At 35.8% G+C, this 19,898-nt stretch carries 14 protein-coding genes; 3 read left to right on the top strand and 11 right to left on the bottom strand.

Going from position 1 to position 19,898, the window contains the following annotated elements; genetic code table 11:
• Positions 1–11: 11 nt before the first annotated feature.
• The 6 genes from ACSKT4_RS13380 to galU form a co-directional block, all read right to left on the bottom strand.
• Complete coding sequence (locus ACSKT4_RS13380; protein WP_186868484.1) at positions 12–1,553, bottom strand: ABC transporter ATP-binding protein; 1,542 nt, start codon at positions 1,551–1,553, stop codon at positions 12–14.
• A 53-nt stretch (positions 1,554–1,606) separates the two neighbouring features.
• Positions 1,607–2,383, bottom strand: coding sequence for an ABC transporter permease (locus ACSKT4_RS13375; RefSeq protein ID WP_186868381.1), 777 nt, complete (start codon positions 2,381–2,383; stop codon positions 1,607–1,609).
• 37 nt (positions 2,384–2,420) lie between these two features.
• Entirely contained in the window at positions 2,421–3,218 is a 798-nt protein-coding gene (locus ACSKT4_RS13370) for a glycosyltransferase family 2 protein (protein ID WP_465823570.1), read from the bottom strand.
• A gap of 4 nt (positions 3,219–3,222) precedes the next feature.
• The gene (locus tag ACSKT4_RS13365; RefSeq protein WP_465823569.1) at positions 3,223–4,350 is read right to left on the bottom strand and encodes a glycosyltransferase; all 1,128 of its coding nucleotides are present in this window, start codon (positions 4,348–4,350) and stop codon (positions 3,223–3,225) included.
• Positions 4,351–4,354: 4 nt separating this feature from the next.
• Positions 4,355–5,497 carry a glycosyltransferase gene (locus ACSKT4_RS13360; protein ID WP_186868378.1) on the bottom strand — a complete coding sequence of 381 codons (1,143 nt, stop codon included), beginning with the start codon at positions 5,495–5,497 and terminating at the stop codon, positions 4,355–4,357.
• A 225-nt stretch (positions 5,498–5,722) separates the two neighbouring features.
• The gene (gene galU / locus ACSKT4_RS13355) at positions 5,723–6,616 is read right to left on the bottom strand and encodes a UTP--glucose-1-phosphate uridylyltransferase GalU (protein ID WP_465823568.1); all 894 of its coding nucleotides are present in this window, start codon (positions 6,614–6,616) and stop codon (positions 5,723–5,725) included.
• Between the two features lie 184 nt (positions 6,617–6,800).
• On the opposite strand from galU, the gene ACSKT4_RS13350 reads away from it, so the two are divergent.
• Complete coding sequence (locus ACSKT4_RS13350) at positions 6,801–8,114, top strand: nucleotide sugar dehydrogenase (RefSeq protein ID WP_186868376.1); 1,314 nt, start codon at positions 6,801–6,803, stop codon at positions 8,112–8,114.
• A gap of 374 nt (positions 8,115–8,488) precedes the next feature.
• Here ACSKT4_RS13350 and ACSKT4_RS13345 read toward each other — a convergent pair whose 3' ends face one another.
• On the bottom strand, positions 8,489–9,919 hold the full coding sequence (locus ACSKT4_RS13345; protein ID WP_186868375.1) for an APC family permease: 1,431 nt from the start codon (positions 9,917–9,919) through the stop codon (positions 8,489–8,491).
• A 196-nt stretch (positions 9,920–10,115) separates the two neighbouring features.
• Between ACSKT4_RS13345 and ACSKT4_RS13340 the strand changes: the two genes are divergently transcribed.
• Positions 10,116–11,564, top strand: a complete 1,449-nt coding sequence (locus ACSKT4_RS13340) for a sodium:solute symporter family protein (RefSeq protein ID WP_186868374.1) — start codon at positions 10,116–10,118, stop codon at positions 11,562–11,564.
• A gap of 26 nt (positions 11,565–11,590) precedes the next feature.
• Positions 11,591–13,237, top strand: coding sequence for an amidohydrolase (locus ACSKT4_RS13335; RefSeq protein WP_465823567.1), 1,647 nt, complete (start codon positions 11,591–11,593; stop codon positions 13,235–13,237).
• 36 nt (positions 13,238–13,273) lie between these two features.
• Here ACSKT4_RS13335 and ACSKT4_RS13330 read toward each other — a convergent pair whose 3' ends face one another.
• The 4 genes from ACSKT4_RS13330 to ACSKT4_RS13315 form a co-directional block, all read right to left on the bottom strand.
• On the bottom strand, positions 13,274–13,996 hold the full coding sequence (locus tag ACSKT4_RS13330; protein ID WP_186868372.1) for a GntR family transcriptional regulator: 723 nt from the start codon (positions 13,994–13,996) through the stop codon (positions 13,274–13,276).
• A 385-nt stretch (positions 13,997–14,381) separates the two neighbouring features.
• Positions 14,382–15,464: a glycosyltransferase family 4 protein gene (locus ACSKT4_RS13325; RefSeq protein WP_186868371.1), complete on the bottom strand. Its 1,083-nt coding sequence runs from the start codon at positions 15,462–15,464 to the stop codon at positions 14,382–14,384.
• 284 nt (positions 15,465–15,748) lie between these two features.
• Complete coding sequence (locus ACSKT4_RS13320) at positions 15,749–16,447, bottom strand: glycerophosphodiester phosphodiesterase (protein ID WP_465823566.1); 699 nt, start codon at positions 16,445–16,447, stop codon at positions 15,749–15,751.
• 333 nt (positions 16,448–16,780) lie between these two features.
• Positions 16,781–19,861, bottom strand: a complete 3,081-nt coding sequence (locus ACSKT4_RS13315; RefSeq protein ID WP_465823565.1) for a S8 family serine peptidase — start codon at positions 19,859–19,861, stop codon at positions 16,781–16,783.
• Between the last annotated feature and the right edge of the window lie 37 nt (positions 19,862–19,898).

The raw sequence follows: 19,898 nt of genomic DNA, 5'->3' as shown, positions 1-19,898 counted from the left end.
ATATAAGTACACTACCCATTATTGTCTATTCCGTTATTCTGCTTTAATTGAATTTTTCGTTTCACACCGTTTGCTTCACGATATTTGGCAACAGCTTCCTCAGCTGTACCATCGTAACGAATTTGACCTTTTTCCATCCAAATGGCTCTAGTACACACCTTTTCGATAAATCCCATGCTATGGGAAACAATAATTACAGCTTTTGCACGCTCCATCATATCTTGAATTCGTTCGCTTGCTTTTTGTTGAAATGCTATATCACCAGTGGATAATGCTTCATCAATAATAAAGACATCCGGTTGTAGTATCGCTGCAATACTAAAGCCTAAACGAGATTTCATACCTGCTGAATAATTTTTTACTGGCTTATTAATAGCATCACCAATACCTGAAAATTCTACAATCTTATCAAAGTCTCTATTCACTCGTTTTTTCGGTATCCCTAACAGCATCGCGTTTAGATATATATTATCTACACCCGTTAACTGTGGGTTGAATCCTGTACCATAACCAAGTAAAGCCGAGGTTTTGCCATTAATTTCAATATTACCTTTGTCTGGTACTAGAATATTCGTTAACACTTTACATAACGTACTTTTCCCTGCACCATTATGACCAATGATTCCAATGACTTCGCCTTCTCTTACTTCAAAATTAACATCTTTTAGAGCCCAAAATTCATTGGAGCTTAATTGATATGATATTCCTACATTTTCAGCCTTTATAACGATATTATCTTCAATATTCGTTTCCGTTTTTTTCAATTGTAAATTCTTATTCTTCCTAGGTGGTCTAGGTGGTACAGTTGCCCGATACTTTTGGACGATTTCTTTCGGATCGCCTATTTCTCGCACTTTACCATTATCAATCCACATTAACCGGTCACAATTGCGTTGCGCATATAGTAAACCATGCGTCACAATAATAACTAGCTTCGCCTTGTTTACAATTTCCTTCATCTTTTCTGCAGCTTTCCTACTAAAACGTGCATCTCCAGTGTTTAAGGCTTCATCCAGGATTAAAACCTCGGGTTCTAAATGGGCAGCTACACTAAACCCAAGTCTAGCCCGCATTCCGCTAGAGTAATACTTCATTGGTTGATCTAGGAACTCGCCGATTTCAGAGAATTCATGAATGTCATCAATATAATGATTGATAACTTCCTTTTCAATTCCTAGCATCATACCGTTTAAATAAACATTCTCTCGTCCTGTTAACTCTTGATTAAATCCCATACCGAAGGAGAATAGGGCCGTTACTTTCCCATTAACGTTTATATCACCTTTGTCTTCTTTTAGAATCCCGGCAATAATTTTACTTAATGTTGTTTTACCCGCTCCATTGGAACCGATAATTCCCAATATTTCTCCTTGATGTCCATCAAAGCTAATGTCCTTTAATGACCATACCTTCTTTTTACTTTCTGATTTCCCCTTATCTTTTATTGCGCTGAATAAAATCGACTTTATATCATCACGTTGCCTTCCTGTTTCGAAAGACACTCCAATATTACGGGCTTTTACCACAAGGTTATTTTTTTCACTTAGTATCATGGAAGGATCTTTTTTGTTTTCCAATTTAAAACCCTCTTTATCTGATAATTTTCTTATAACGCCTTAATAATCTTATGTTCGTTCTTACTGAAGTAATAAAGCATAAAAATAATGACTATAATGGATACAAAGAATATAATCCCTAAACCAATAAAGTCAGGACTAGTGTTCCGCATTAATATATCTCGATAGGATTCGATAATGATCGCAATCGGATTATAGTCTACAGCCCAGCTATAGTTTTCTGGTAAACGGCTTCCAACCCAAATAATAGGCGAAGCATAGAAAAAGATACGTGTAACATACGTGAGTAAGTTATCAATATCACGAATAAACACTGTAAAATACCCTAAGAACAGCCCTATTGCTAATAAAAAGGCTAAGGTGATTAAGATTAATACTGGTAAATATATAATTTCCCACCCTGGTATATAGCCAAAGAATACTAAGAATAACGCAATTACTACTAGACCAAAGGCAAAGTTAAATAATTGAGTCAAAGAAAAGGCCACAGGGAAAATAGATTTAGGCAAATATACTTGGTTAATGATGGACCGGTAACGTAATACGGAACGAGCTGATGCATTAATAGATGAGCTAATCCATCTCCAAACAACTAGTCCAATAACTAGGAATGTAGGGTAATCTGGTCCACCGCGTTCCAAAATAATAACAACGACAAAATAATACACTAGTACATTCAATAATGGATCCAATAACCACCAAAAATAGCCCAGATAGCTATTTCGATGCTCGGCTTTTAGTCCTGATTTTACTAGATAAAATAATAAATCTTTTCTTTTAGCTAATTCCTGTAAATAGGATTTCATTGGAATTTACTCCTTTTTTACCTGCAATACACATGTTTTATGAAATTTTAAACTTAATTAAGTTACGAATTCCGATACTGGTGTAGTGCATAAAATACCAAATACTCTTTATCAGTGGCTGTTTTTCTATCTTTCGATAAACATACCATTGGCGCTTAGCGGCTTTTACTTTATTACTAGAAATAGAATTTCCTACGTTTCTATATTTTGCAAGTACCTCTGGCAGTCCATATGCCCTAAACCCCATCTTTGTCAGGGTTAACCAATAGGCATAATCTTGCCTCGTACGAATATTAATCATTTCATGATACCCGGTTTTTTCTCGATCTATCATGACAGTTAAACAACCAATAACACAATGCTTTAATAAATCCTCATATCCAACTGATTCTGGTGCCCTTGAGATAGCATCTTTTAATGTTCCGTCTTCTTCCATCCGAATATACTTCGTAAAGGAAAAGGCTATATCCTTTTCTTGCATAAACCGAAGTTGTCTTTCAAGCTTCTCTGGATACCAAAGATCGTCACTATCTAAAAAGGCAATATATCGACCACTAGCATTCTCCATTGCTGTATTCCTCGCAATTGCTGAACCACTATTAGTTTTTAGTTGTATTAACTTTATCCTTGAATCCTTCTTTGCATATTCTTGTATATATGCCACTGTCCTATCTGTTGAACAGTCGTCCACAATGATCATTTCCCAGTTAGAATAAGTCTGGCATAGGACAGATTCAATCGTTTCTCCAATAAATCTTTCTGCATTATACGCTGGTGTAATAACAGAAATCAAAGGGTCATTTGCTAACAATTTCTCCCCTCTTTTCTCAAACATTAAGCTATTTATTCGCTAATAAATCATTGTACCATGAAACAAGCTTTTCCTCTTCCACTTTCCAATTTAAACTACGAAGCACTGCCTTCTTCCCATTCTCCCCCATCTCTCTTACCTTATCCGGGTTTGACTTTAAATAATGGAGTGCATTTTCGATTTCTTTTTCATCATAGGGATCAACGGCAATGCCGCACTGATACGTCTCGACAAATTTCTTCCATACTGGAAAGTTCGAGCATAGTATCGGAATTCCAGCACTCATATACTCAAAAAACTTCGTCAGTTCCTTTTTCATATAGTGCTCTGTAGGTGGAAATAAGGCTACTCCCGCCAACCAATTTTCATTCATGTAGTATGCTTCAATCGTTTCTTTCTGCACAAATTGATCTAAACCTTCTATAAGTAAATTATTCTTTTTATCCTTGGCTATCTGATACATTTCATCAGCTATACTACTTGAACACTTCCCAACAAATTGGACCGAAATTGTTTCATCTATTAACGGTAGTTTAGCGTGAATTAAGGCACCTCTTACATGTGTAACATTACCAGTGTAAAGCACCTTATTTACTGGTTTTTCATCATTCCGGTCATGTTTCACAATTTTCTCATTAACGGTCGGATAGTTTAATATACATTTTCCCCTTGGATAGAGGTCTTTATAATACTTTTCTGCTAAGCAAAGTTCGAATTTCCTACTAAAGAATGCCTCTATTAGCTTATACGTTTTTGCTATTATTTTTCTGACAGGCTTACTCATATAATCTTTTTGCATAATACTGGTAACATAATCTTCATGAATGTCATAAATCACAATATTATTTTTTTTCTTTAAGAGCCATGCTACTAATAACAACTCAGGATCGTGAAAATGATAAACGTCTGCACTTAGTTGTTTTGATTTTTTATAAGCATCCCACGTACCAAAAATCATTCGTTTTAACCGATTGGAATATTTCTTTAGTGGAATATGCTTTATTCCCTTGTTAGTAGTGGGCTGTTCTGCCTCTTGTGCAATTAACGTTACATCAAATCCCGCATGCGATAATGACATACATTCCTTATGAAAAATTCTAGGATCATAGGGATGATGCACCGTTGTTAGGTGTACTACTCGTTTTGGAGTATTCATTTCATCAGCTCCTGCTTGCTAACCTCTGTTTTACTTCCAGGCAATCCACAAAAACATCCTCATACTGTTTGACAATTTCTTGGGCATCAAACTGAAGAGCTCTACTTAAGCCTCTTTGAACCAAGTAATCTTTTTCATGATCCTGTAAGGTTAAAACTTGATATATTTTTTCTGACATATCCTTCGGGTTACCGATTTCACATAATTTACCGTATTTACCTTCCTCTAGCACCTCGACTGCACCCGGTTTACATTTTGTCGAAACAATCGGTACACCCGCGGCCAACGCTTCTGCTAATACATGTCCAAATCCTTCTCTTAATGATGATAGAACAAATAGGTCAGCATGAGTAAAATAAATATACGGATTCGTCATAAACCCTAAAAAGAACACCTTATCCTCAATATTTAATTCTTTAGCTTGTTTTTTTAACTGCGCTTCTAGTTCTCCTTCTCCTAGTATAACTAGTTTTGCCTCTAGTTGCTGTTGTATCATAGAGAAGGCTTTCAGAAGTGTTTTATGGTCCTTATCAGGGACAAGTCTACCAGCAGTAATGATAACGTTTCCTGTCCCATTGAAGATATGTCGATGTTCTTCCTCTATCTGTCCACCCTCAATATTTTGTTGAATAACCTTTAAATCCACAGGATTATAAATTACCGTTATTTTTTCTGACGGTACCCTATACCGTTTTATAATATTCTCTTTTACGCCATTTGAAAGTGAGATTACACGACTAGAAAACTTATAAAGAAGTCCAACGAATCTTAACTTCAAATTGGCAGACCGAGAACCACCTAAAAAAGCAGCTTCCCTAACGATATTCTTTGCTTTTGTGAAAGATAATAGTCTCGCTAAAATTGCTACAATATTATAATTCGGTATCGTACTGAATACAAGGTCGACTTTTTCTTTTCGTATAATCTTAGACAATGGAATAATTGCCGAACGAAGTCGTCTTGTATGTAATTTAATGAACTTTACATCTTCATTTAAATATTTTTCATAGCTACCTTCATAATTTAATGTAACTAGAACAGGAGTAAACCTATTTCGATCCAAATGGTTAACGATATTCAGCATCGTTCTCGCTGCACCACCGGCTCCCATTTGATAAATGAAAAAAAGAACCTTCTTCTTCTTCAATGTTAACAGCCTTTCTTCATCATTTGGCTTATTTAATAACAAATACTCATGGAATTATACCATAGCATGAAAAATTTATAAATTATAGTTCCGGACTAGCCAAATATAACCTTTAGAAAAACTCGGATTCGCTTGCCTTTTAGAAAATATCGTAGTTTCTCTTATTCTGTTGGGGAAGATTTTTAAGCCTTCCTGCTAAAAAAAGGAATTTGGAAGCCAAATTCCTCACAACTTCTTATCTTCTAATGATTGAAGCTTCTTTTTCATAAATTGCTTAACATCCTCACGTAATTCAGGTCGATTTAACGCAAATTCAATGGTTGCTTGAACAAAGCCTAATTTATCTCCAACATCAAACCGCCTACCATCGAAGTTATAAGCTAAGACTTGCTCTACTTCATTTAACTTTACAAGTGCATCTGTTAACTGGATTTCATTATTTTTACCAGGATTAAGACTCTCTAATATAGGAAATATTGCCGGGGAAAGTACGTACCGACCCATAATGGCTAAATTAGATGGCGCTTCTTCTATACTAGGTTTCTCAATCAAGGACTCAATTGCTGTAACCTTTGAACTATAGCTTACATCTTGTAATGGTTTAATAACGCCATACTTCGATACTTCCTGCATTGGAATATCATGTACTCCTACTACAGAAAGTTGATATTCGTTATAGATGTTTATTAATTGCCTTAATGCCGGTTCACTCGATTCAACAATATCATCTCCGAGTAATACCGCAAAGGGCTCATCTCCTACAAAAGTATGAGCACAAGCAATTGCATGTCCTAATCCTTTCGGTTCCTTTTGCCGGATATAATGAATGTTTGCTAGGTTGGAGATATCACGTACCATTTTTAAGGTCTCTTCATCCCCTTTACTTGCAAGTTTTTCTTCTAATTCATAGGAAATATCAAAATGATCTTCTATTGCTCTTTTTCCTCTACCAGAGATAATGATAATATCTTCTATACCAGAAGCTACTGCCTCTTCGACTATATATTGTATCGTTGGTTTATCTACAATGGGGAGCATTTCCTTTGGTTGTGCTTTTGTAGCAGGTAGAAAACGCGTGCCTAAACCTGCTGCAGGAATAATCGCCTTTTTAACCTTCATCATCATATCTCCTCTACTAATGTTACAATGGATATGTATAAGTTTATCATAAGCTTTTTACACGTCCAATTTTATTAAGGTATAAAGAAATGCATTCAGCTAATAAACAATGTATAATATTAATTGCTAGACAGGTCAAGATAAAGTTGAATTACTATATAAACTAAAAAAGGTAGGCTAAATAATGAGTTTATATGAAAAAATAATAACAAAAGAAGAAAAAATCTCTGTAATAGGATTAGGTTACGTAGGACTTCCACTCGCAGTTGAATTTGCCAAAAAATATGATGTCGTTGGATTTGATGTTAATCGAGCAAAGCTTGATAAATACTTAAGTGGCATAGATGTTACAGATGAAGTGGGAAATGAAGCACTCCAAAACACCACTATGAAATTCACAAGTGAAGAAGAGGAGTTAAAGCATTGTAAATTTCATATCGTCGCAGTTCCAACTCCGATAAACATTGATAAAACACCAAATTTGGATCCAGTTATCGGTGCCAGTGAAACGGTTGGAAGGAATCTTACAAAAGGTTCTATTGTTGTTTATGAATCTACGGTATATCCTGGTACGACTGAAGAGATTTGCATTCCGATTTTAGAGGAAGTATCTGGACTAAAATATGGAACTGATTTTAAAGTTGGGTATTCCCCTGAAAGAATTAATCCCGGAGACAAAGTCAATACATTGACTAAAATTATTAAGATCGTTTCCGGATCTGATGATGAGGCGCTTCAAGAAATTTCTAATGTATACAGCTCCATTATTGAAGCAGGTGTTCATGAAGCGGAATCAATTAAAGTTGCAGAAGCAGCAAAAGTAATAGAAAACTCTCAACGAGATATTAACATTGCTTTTATGAATGAGTTATCTATGGTCTTCAATAAAATGGGTATTAATACTAAAGCTGTATTAGAGGCGGCAGGAACAAAGTGGAACTTCCTTAAATTCACTCCTGGATTAGTTGGTGGACACTGTATCGGAGTTGACCCATATTATTTCACCTATAAGGCGGAGCAACTCGGGTATCATTCCCAAATAATCCTGTCAGGGAGAAAAATCAACGATGATATGGGGAAATATGTTGCTAGTAATGTTATCAAACAAATGATAAAAGCAAAACAAGATATTGATGGTGCAAGAGTAGCTATATTAGGATTAACCTTCAAGGAAAATGTTGGTGATGTCCGTAATACTAAGGTTATTGATATCATTGAAGAATTAAAAGAATATGGTGTAAATGTGCTTGTACATGACCCAATCGCAGAGGCTAATGACGTTTACGAAGAATATAATATTAAACTGGTAAATGAAGATGAGCTCAATAATTTAGATTGTGTTGTATTAGCAGTTCCACATAAAATATATCAAGAAATTTACAATCTAGATAATCTAGAGAAGTTATACCGAAATGATAAAAAGGTATTAGTAGATATAAAAAGTGTGTTAGATCGAAAAGATTGGCAAGCAAGAGGCTATCAATATTGGAGCTTATAAAAAAGTAATTTTTCCCTTCCCATTCCATATTAATTATAAGTAGCATCATGACTGGTTTGAACAGTAATTAAACTGAATCATTCCAGTCATATTTGCTCCTATCCATTCCTTGTGACAATAATAGATATAATAATCCCTCTCTCAACTAAAAACACCCCCAAATATTTTTTACTTATAAAATTTTCTTTATTGTTAGCTTGATACTCCAGTATTAGAGTGCTGTTCATTTCTGAGAGTCATTCGCCATCGCCTATTCAATCGTACGATCCAAGTAGCTATTCATACCTTTAATTAATGACGAAATCCTATTTTGTCATAAAAAAACCCAAGAGTTAGATTTTTTCACACTAACCCTTGGGGGACTTATAATATTTTTACTCTTTTAAAGGCTTTATTTCTTTATTTCCCAAAATTAAGTAATTAAGTTCTTCTTCTGGAATATTATTTATATCTTTCCTCTTTATCAAGTAGAAGATTAAACCTAGTACAATCCAAGCAATCAATGCGATTCTTGACTCAATTCCCAAAAATGCTGGTGAACCAGGGAACAATAATAATACTAAGAATGTAATACTAGCTGCCATTCCTAAGATTGACACCGTTACTTTCCAAGTTGACTTTGCTTTACTTTTTCTAATAAACGTAAATGCAGCATAGCAGGAATAGAAGTATGCGATGGTTACGCCTACCGATGACATATCAACTACCCATAATAATGCCTCTCTACCAAACCAAGGTGCAAATAAAGCAATTATAACCGTAAATATAATCCCCCAGTACGGCGTTTTATATTTAGGATGCACTTTTGCAAATGCCTCTGGAATAAACTTCGCACGGGCCATTGCAAATAATAGACGACTAGATGATAGGATAAACCCATTTAGACCTGTGAATATTCCCATTGAAAGTGCAACTACTAATATTAACAATCCTGTAGTACCTAATATATCTTGAATTGCAGCTCCTGTACCCCATATATGTCCTGCATCTACTAAATCTGTCCAAGGTGCAGCCATCGAAGTTGCGATGATCATTAAGCTATACAATATCGCTGCGGCAATAATTGCAAATACAATTAGGCCGAATGCCTTTTTAGTAGAAAAGTTAAATTCCTCGGCAGCTTGAGGAACATTGTCAAATCCTACGTATGCCCAAGGTGCAATTGCTACAATAGAGATTATAGCAGCAAAAGCTGTTGTACCTGTTGGAAACAACGGTTCGATATTAGCAAATCCCACTCCAGGCTGGGAACCGACTAAGAAAGTAAGTGTTACAATGGCTAATATCATAACGCAACAGAAAATAAATTGTAACCTACCAGAAAATGAAGTGTTTTTTACATTAAAATAACCAAATAAGGCTAACGCTACTGTTGCAACAATTATTTCTGTAAAATATACATCCCATCCAGCAACTTCATATAACTGCATATTTTGAATAAACTTTGGAAAAACAAACTTAAACATTAAAGCAAGAGCAGATGCATTTAATGCAACAATACATATATACCCTAGCGTTAAAAACCATCCACTAATGAATGCATGAGTCCTTCCTAAACTAACATATGCATATGCAAATTCCCCTCCAGATACCGGAAAAGATTTAATTAAAAATCCATAACTGACAGCAATTAAAATCATTAATAGTCCACCAATAGCAAAACCTAATATTACACCTAAGGGACCGGCTGTAGACATCCAGTTTACAGGTTGAACGAAAGCTCCCCATCCTATCGCTGATCCTAATGCTATTGCCCAAACCCAATGGGGCTTAAGGGATTTATCTAACGTCGTTCTTTCTTTCATGAACATTCTCCTTTAAATATCGATAATACTTCAATATATATGTTAATTTATGATCTGAATTGGGACAATGTTGTCCGAACGTCCGTACCAGTTCAGCCAGTTCGAACATCCCGATAACCTTCACGAAAATATACTTTTACTTTAGAATTTTGAAATATGGGTACTGAAAACTACTTATAGAAAGGTGCGTTACGATATGAATTGGTACTTATTTTGGGTTATAACATTTATTGTGCTCATTACTGCAGTTGGAATATATTATTCACGAAAAATTAAAACTGCGGATGATTATACCATGGCTAATTTCAGTTTAGGATTTTTCCCGATTTGTGGAAGTATTATCGCAACATCCTTAGGTTCTGCAGCAGTAATTGGAAGCGCTGGTAAGGGATTTGAGATCGGTATGGGGTGGTTTTTAACCAATTTTCCAGTTGCTCTTTTTTCGATACTATTAGTGTTCGTACTTGGTTCAACTATACGTAAGCTTAAACTATATACTTTACCAGACTTATTTGTAAGAAGGTATGGTAGAGCGTCAGGAATTATCCCATCATTAATTATTAGTATTTTATATATGACACCAACTTTTGGTATGCAAATTGTGGGCATGGGTGCTATTCTAAGCTCAATCATTGATATTTCTCTTACAAACGCAATGCTCCTAGGTTTTGTTATTTCTGTCGCATTCACTTTAATGGGTGGCCTACCCAGTGTTGCATGGACAGATGCTGTCCAGTCAATCTTAATTCTCGTAGGTCTTATTATCATGTTTCTAATGGGGCTTCATTATGTCGGAGGAATCGATGTTGTCGTACAAAACACACCAAAACAATATTTCGATTTATTTAGTATGGGCACAACGGAGCTAATTAATTACTTAATAATATTTGGCCCCTTCTATTTAGTTTGGCAAACAACCTGGCAACGAATTTCTGCAGCCAAAACTGAAAAAGTTGCAAAGAAAGCTATTTCTATTGGTTTCATCATAACTTTCTTTATTGCGATATTCTCTATAGGAATTGGGGTTATTGCTCGCCAATCACTACCGGATAATACTGCCCCTGACCTAGTTTATACCGCATTTCTCACAGAGGTATTCCCTCCTGAAATTGGTGGTATCTTTATGGTTTCCTTGTTTGCTGCTGTATTAACAGGGGCTACATCCTTCCTTTTAAGTGGTGCCTTGAACATTTCTAAAGATATTTATCAAGGATGGATTAACCCTAAAGCAGACACGCAGAAAGTACTTAAAGTCTCTAGATTGTCTGTAGCTGGAATGGCAGTACTTGGGCTATTAGTCGCTTTATTAATTACCGATGTAATCGAAATTTACTCCTTTGCTTTATCCTTATCAGCTATTACGATGGTAATGCCTGTTCTGGCAGCAATGTTTTGGAAACGAGCTACAAAAGCAGGTGTTATTTCTAGCGTAATTGGCTCCTTACTTGTAGCTGTAATTTGGAGTATATTTAATAATCCATTCGGTTTACATATGATCATACCAGGCCTTACATCTTCTATCGTAATCCTAGTAATAGTCAGCCTATTAACTAAACATTCCAAGGATGAACATGTAACAGCCTACTTCTATTCCATGAAAGAAGTAAAAGAAGAGGACTTAAACTCAGACTTAAAAATAAGTTAACTGCAAGAAAAGGAGATATGTAAAAAATGGATGCTACACTAATTATTAAAAATGCTAATGTGCTAACGTTAGATAGCAATAACCGGGTTGCTGGGTCAGTGGCGATATCAGAAGGGAAAATCGTAGGTATTTGGGATACTCCAGAACCGTCAAAAGGAGATATCAAGATAAATGAAAGAACTACGGTGATAGATTTAAAAGGGGATACGTTAATTCCAGGATTTATTGATACCCATAATCATATATTAATGTATGCTTTAATGCGTTCCCAAGTTAATTGTAGTACACCACCAAACCATTCAATTTATGACATTCTAAACAAAATTGAAAAGGCAGCAGCAGATACTATTAACGGTGAATGGATTCAAGGTTACGGATTTGATGATACTATGATTTCTGAGAAGCGACATATCCTTAGACACGAGTTAGATAGAGTTGCACCAGATAACCCTGTTATAATAACACATATTTCTGGACATCTAGCTTATGTCAATTCTTTGGCACTAAGATTAGCTAGTATAGCTGAAGATGTGGAAGATCCATCTGGTGGACATTACGGCAGGTATGAAAATGGTTTAGTGAATGGGGTGCTATATGAAAATGGTGCAATGGACCCTATAACTTCCATCCTACCTAAAAAGTCCGTAACTGAATCATTAGACCATCTTAAACATGCAGCTAAAGAATACTTAAGCCAAGGAATAACCACAAATACAGATGCAATGGTAAGTAATGTAGACGATTTAAATGTACATCTGTTAGCAGCAAAGACTGGAGAGAATCCAATGCGAACAAGGCTTATGATTATGCATACGTTACTGCGTGAAGGAGCTCCTTTTGAAGGTTATTCACCCGAACAATTAAATAATGAGCTTATGGCTAAATCTAATGGATTAGTAAAATTGGATAGTATCAAAATGTTTCAGGACGGTTCAATTCAAGGACTAACAGGTGCGCTTCGGAAGCCTTACCATAATAATAAAGCTTTACTAGGTAATCTAATCCATCCACAAGAGGATTTTCAAGAAGAGATAATACAATTGCATCAAAAGGGCTTTCGCATAGCTATTCATGGGAACGGAGACCGTGCCATTGAATCTATCCTACAAGCTTATGAAAATGCAATCTCCAAATTCCCTAGGAAGAGACACCAGCATCGCATTGAACACGTACAGACAGCTACTTTAGATGACTTAGAAAAAATGTCAAGCTTAGAAGTTGCAGGTTCTTTCTTTATTAATCATGTATATTATTGGGGGGATAGACATGAGGAGTTGTTTTTGGGACCTGAAAGGGCAAGACGAATAAGTCCTTTAGCAGATGCTATCCGTAATAATTTACTATTCACATTACATTCAGACTGTCCAATCACACCAATTTCTCCATTGTTCTCGGTATGGGCAGCTGTTAATAGGTTAACTTCGTCTAATAGAGTCTTGGGGCCAAATCAACAAATTGATATAATAACTGCATTAAAATCGATGACCATATATGGCGCTATATTAAATTTTGATGAAGAAAATACCGGAAGTATTGAAGTTGGAAAGTTAGCAGACTTTGCTGTTCTTGATGCAGATCCTTTAAGTATAGACAAAGAAGATATTAAGGATATTAATGTAAAAGCTACTTTCCTAAACGGTAATTTAGTATATGGTGAAAGCCAAATAGATTAGTTTACAGCTGATACAAATAAATCTATCTTGGACTAGCTAATTGCTTTTCCTAGATAGATTTATTTTAAACGAATACATATCTGAGCGATAAAAGGCATTTTCAAACTCAACAAAGTTATTATCAATGTCAGTAATTTTACGCTCTGCATTAAGCATACTCAGTGTTGGGGATACTCCAAGTAACCTAGCATCCTCCATAGAAACTTTATTAGACTTAATAATTTGTTCCGCCGCATAAGGCTTGATGCCTATTTTATGTTCCAACAACTCATAAAACGCTTCTTTATTCAAATCAAACTTGATAAGTTCCTGCCCGATATTAACTGGATAATAATGTTTTTCTATTCCAATAGGAATATTATTAGCATACCGGATTCTTTTGAAATAATATGCATCCTTTAAACCCGTCAGTTCATGTAAACTATCACTAAGCTCAATAATATTATGCTCAATTAATTTAGCACCAGGAGTCATACCCATTCTTTCAATGATTTCTGAAGTGCTACTTAAATTTCCAAGCCAATCATTAATAGGTCTTAATTTAACAAACGTACCTCTACCAGGTCGCTTTTCAAGAACCCCTTCTCTTACAAGCTGAGCAATCCCTTCTCTAACAGTACTTCTACTAACATAATATTCGTCCATTAGTTCCCGTTCACTAGGAATTTTGCCAATATATTCGCCGTTAAAAATTTTCTCTTCTATCTCATGTTTCAATTGAATATGAAGTGGTATTGAATTTGTGTAATTTAGTGGCATGTCTCCTTCTTCACCTCTAAAGACTAGTATAATATAAATAATATAAAATCAGAAGGAAAAATTATAATTATAAAAAAATTACTCGTATATACACATTAGTATTAAGGTGCATCCTGGTTAAGTGAAGAAATATTTAACTAGCCCCATTCCATTCTTTCAATCTTATTCACTCTTTATAAAAGAAGATTGGTAAATATAACACGATTTAGTTCCCATCCTGAAATATTTCTCATTTTGAAGTTCCTTATTCTAGTATAAAACCCTAAAAGTCAGACTGTTTGTCTAACTTTTAGGGTCAACTTTATACAACCATGATAAAGCAACCTTTTAGGAATAGTATAATACATACTAATTAAATCGAATACTTTAGATGTATTAAAATCCACTATTGCTCTTGGTTTGGTACTTTTCTTTTAAACAATTTAACAATTGTATCTAGTACAGGACGCTTCCCACCAAAAACAAGTCCAGCCAATTCCGCTAAAATATGTAGCAAGAATAGCAATATAATTATAACAACAAGATTCATTGTTATAGAAACTTCATTAAAAATCACGGCCAACGTACCGAAGATAGCACTGATTCCGTATAAGATTAATACTGTTTTACGATGACTATAACCAGCAGCAAGCAATTGGTAATGAATATGCTTATTATCAGCCTTCAAAATACTTTGCTTGTTTAACATTCTCCTTACAATAGCAAATAGTGTATCGAATATTGGTACAGCCAATACAATAATCGGTATAACAAAGCTAAATAAAGCAATGTTCTTAAACAGCCCAAGAATTGAAATAACTGCAATCATATATCCTAGTAAATTAGATCCTGTATCACCCATATAAATCTTAGCCGGATAGAAATTATGATATAGAAATCCAAGGTTTGCACCTATTAACGCAATACACAGGTAGACTACAATTAGACGTCCATCAATAATTCCCATAACAAATAAACTTATTAATGCGATTGTCGTAACACCAGTAGCTAATCCATCCAGACCATCAATTAAGTTAATGGCATTCGTTATTCCTACTACCCAAATAACAGTTACTAATACACTCATAAAACCTAATTCGACTTGTCCTATAAACGGAAGAGTAACTTTGTCTATTATTAAACCACTAGATACTAAGAACGAAGTAGCAATCAATTGACCAGTTAGCTTAGGTATTGGACGAAGGGTAAACCGATCATCCAATGCACCTGTAATAACAATTACAATTGCACCACATAATATTTCAATTAAATGTTGGTCCTGTGGCTGTAGATATAAAGCTCCAAGAAAGGCCCCCAAAAATATCGCTAAGCCTCCCAGTCTCGGAGTTATCTTTTTGTGGATTTTCCTGTCATTCGGTAAATCCACCGCACCAATTTTTACCGCAAACTTATTCACTACAAAAGTTAATAAGAAGGTGGATAGCAAAGCTATGATAAAGGCAATTGCTAAATCTATATAATTGAACATAGTATTCTCCCATTACATTTCATCATTTACTATGTAGAATTATATCGAAGTAACGATACTCTGGCAAATTAATTCTCGCTGGAGATTTTCTATTTACACTATGATAAAGACAACATAAGGAACCTCCCGATGGAATAATCCTAGGGAGGCTCCTTTCAAATTCTGACATACTGTTCTCTCCGAAAACTCTTCAGTATTAGCAAAATCAAAACTGGAAAAAACATGAAGTAAACTAACCTTTTCAAATAAGATTTACGTTTCATTTTCTAAAACACCTTCCCCTTCTACCCTAAAGATAAGGCCTTATACCTTTCCAATTCATCTGTAGTAATTAAAATTGATGGGTACGCTTTAAAGCTCTTCATTTGTTCTATAGTATTTACCGTCCAGACCACTAATTGAACTCCCATGCTTTCACACTTTTTGATGTGCTTTTCTTTAATCGCCTTACAATTCACAGCAAAGTACCGAGCATTCATCTTCTTAATGAGTCTAAAATGGGATGGACGAACTTTATTTACTAAAGGGCCTAAGTGTATTTCATCTGATATCGCACGTAGCTTTAATAAGGAATCATGATTAAAGGAGATAACATACACTTGATCTTCCATCTCGAATTTCATGATTATGTCATATATTTTCTGTTCAATACCGGGATATAGTTTTGGCTTCTTTAATTCGATTGAAACGATAATCCGATCTTTAGCTATGGCCAACACTTCTTCTAAAGTCGGGATTTTTTCTTCAGAATGAATTGTAAATTGCTTTAATTCCTCTAGTGTATATTGACGAATCTCTCCAGTTCCGTTCGTCATCCTGTCAATCGTATGATCATGCATGACAACAGGAATACCATCCTTACTCATATGAACATCTAATTCCATATGAGAAAATCCTAAATCAATCGCGGCTTGAAAAGACGATAGTGTATTTTCTGGGTAGTTCACAGGATAACCTCGGTGAGCAATACCTCGAATCGTCATTAAACTTCCCCCTCAGTCTACGATTTCCTTGTTACTACAAGTATAGAAATAGACTATTAAGTGTATATGGAGAGTTTGTGAAGAGTGTGTAAATTGAAGTAAAATTTGGAATTAAACAGACTGGTACAGATTAAATGAAGAGTAATGAAATTAATGATAGTTTGCGCTACATTTCGGAAGGTTCCCGTTTGAAGAATAGGCTGGGGCAAAACTATTTCTAACATAGGATAAACTGAACATGAAAGTTAGCGCATAAAACTAAAAAGAAAAATAGTGGGCAAAGTCAACCGTCGATGACCTTACCCACTAGTCTCAGTATGTTTTTTTGTACGTTTATTGTAAGACCTTCACTTTACCTTTTGCCTTCCCTTGTGGTCCCATCACTCTTTCATAAGTAGTGTTACCCGCATTATCAGTAACCGTTACTTCTACTACTGAGCTTGGATGAAGATCTGTAATGAGTTGTTGTGTTTCCCCTTCAAGAATTTCAATAGGTTCTCCATTTACCTTGATTTCAAACTCACTGACTCCACTTCCTTGTCCATCTTCTACCATGATTAGCGCTTCACGCTTACCGCGTCGGATATCAGATGTTACGGTTGGTGCCTGTGTGTCTAATAATACTGGAATTTCAATAGATTGTTCTCTAGCTCCTTCATAGTCAATAACTCCAACTGCTTGTAAGTAGTATTGACCATCTGGTGCTACGTTTCCATCAATCGTTCCATCCCACATCCAATCAGAAGAAACCTTATAATAGGATGCTCGACCAGAATCATAGTAATCTTTACGTATATTCGATTCGGTGTAAATTGTTTCTACAAGATTACCATCCTTATCTAGAACATTGAAGCTAACTTCCTTCGCATTTCTTAAGAATGATAGGATTAGACCTACATCATCTCGTACACCATTACCATTTGGTGAAAATGCTAGATTAGTAGCGTCTTGACCTAAGTAGTCATATGATCCTTGATTAACTGTTGTTACTACTCCAGTCATTTCATAATATGACATTGGATCCCATAATGGAGCATCAAAGATTGGTGCTTCATCCCACGCACCTTTGAATCCTACATAAGGTACCGTTAGTTCTGGATTAGTATCAGTTGGATCTGTTAACGTAACAAATCCTTCTAACCAATAACCACTAGTAAAGATGGATTGCAAATCTTCATCCCACTCGCTAACATCAACCGCTACTTCAAATGTGGTTGTACCATTCGCCGGGACCTCCACTGTACTACTTGCTTCCCCATTAACCGTTGTAACTGCACCTAAATCAAGGGCACCCAATAAATTCGGTGCTGTAACCATAAATCCAGAAGCACTTACTGGTGTATCAGTTTGTGCATTTGCACGTACCTCATAGCTTACCGCTTCATCCGAATAGTTTTCTGCTGTTAATTCGAATTTAACTTGGTTATCAGCTATTTCTTTCAATGCAACTTTTGCTTCACCTGTTTCAGCATTTGTCACTACTACAGGAGTTGAAAGTGCTGAGTGAAGTTGCATTAAGCCGGCACCTTGACGACGCGGCGATACGAATGCCCCATCAAACTCTACAGGAGTAGATGTATTCATTAAAATGTTCTTAGCTAGTTCAACTCTATTTCTACCCTCAAATCCAAATTCATTATCTACACGTTCCAATACTAAAGCACTACCACCAGAGACATGTGGAGCTGCCATAGATGTACCTGATTTCACACCATATTCACCATTATTTAATGTAGAGTAAATTTGTCCACCTGGTGCTGTAATTTCTGGTTTGAAATCAAGGTTCGGTGTTAATCCCCAAGATGAGAATTCACTCATTTGTCCCGCTTCTGCATTTGGTACAGATGTCTGTTCCCCAGTAAAGGTAACACTTGCAGTTTGTCCATTTAATAGTGCGTCTCTTAGTTTGTCACCATCTGCCTTCGATAAGAATACCTGTGGAATCACTATTGTAGGATCAGTTGCCATATTTACCATGCCATCTGTATTATTATATACAATAACACCTGATGCTCCTGCTTCTTGTGCATTTAATGCTTTCGTTACAAAGTCTATCTCTCCACGCTGAACGAGCGCATATTTCCCTTCCAGATCTTTCCCTTCATAATCTTCTGGGTGACCAAGACCTGCTTCTACCAGTTCATACGTATTGCCTACTACTGGATCTGTTTGGCTTGAAGACATATATGCCGCAACGCCACTTTCTCCACCTTCAATTGCAAATTGTAATGCATCAATTGTCATGAAACTATTTTCAAACGACGCAACCTGCAACGAATCATATGCTAAGCCTGGAGAACCACTAACTCCATAATCTGGATTAGATGCATATGGATAGAAGAACCCATCAGCAAACAATGCAGAGTTTCCAGCAGAAATAGACATGACAATACCATTTTCCACTGCTCGTGTAACAGCTAATTGCTCCGGATTTTGACTATCTACAAAGCCAGATGCTGATCCTAAGCTCATATTTAGTACATCTGCGCCTAATTTAATCCCATCATCAATGGCCGCTATGTAAATATCTCCATACGTATATTGCATACCTGGGTCGTTCCCAAATACTTTAAAGTTTAAAATTTGTGCATCTGGAGCAATTCCGTCAATCCCGCCATTAGCCTCACCATTTGCACCAACAGTACCAGCTACATGCATACCATGTGAGGATGCACCAGGATAATTATCTGTGTAATTATGGTTTTGATCCATATAGTTGTATCCATAAGGAACCTTTTCTGTGTAATATTGACCAGGTAAACCTTCTGATTGTATCTTTTGATTTACATCTTCTTCAGATAAGGCTACAGAAACACCTTCTGAAAGCACCATATCTTGGTGAGTATGATCAACACCAGAGTCAATTACCCCGATAACCATACCCTCTCCTTTAAAACCATAGTCACGCCAAGCTTGCTGTGCTTGTACTAATTCCTTACTATTGGCCATATTCGGTTCATCAATTGGTCGCTCATACTTAGTTGAAATGACAACACTTTTTACATTAGGAAGTTTTTCTAATTCCTCCATGTCACTGTATTTCACTTCAGCACTAAAGCCATTCACCACAGTATCAAATTCATGAAGGACCTTTGCATTGATTTTCTTATCCTTCATTGCCTTTTTGGCTTTATTTTTCTTTTCTTTCGCTTCATTTAGAAGTTTCTTCTTCTCAGCTACACTTAAGTCACCAAACTTTTTTCCTTGTTTTGTAGCTTTTTCAATCGGTGCCTCACCGTCTATTTCAACCGTGACACGAACGATTTCGTTAGGATCGATTGTCTCTGCTAATTCCTTGGAAAGATCACTCTTTTCAAGGTTACGATCAACGACAATGTCACCCGGTGCTGCAAAGGTAACCGTACTAAACGCTAAAAGAAATATTAAAGATAATACCGAAATTCTCTTAAGCATTTTCTTCCTCCTCTAAAAAGTTTTGACTTAAGTCTTT

It is taken from the genome of Ornithinibacillus liuyingii, from assembly GCF_055550225.1.
Note: the sequence above shows the minus strand (reverse complement) of the source record. Positions and strands in the feature narration are given on the sequence as shown.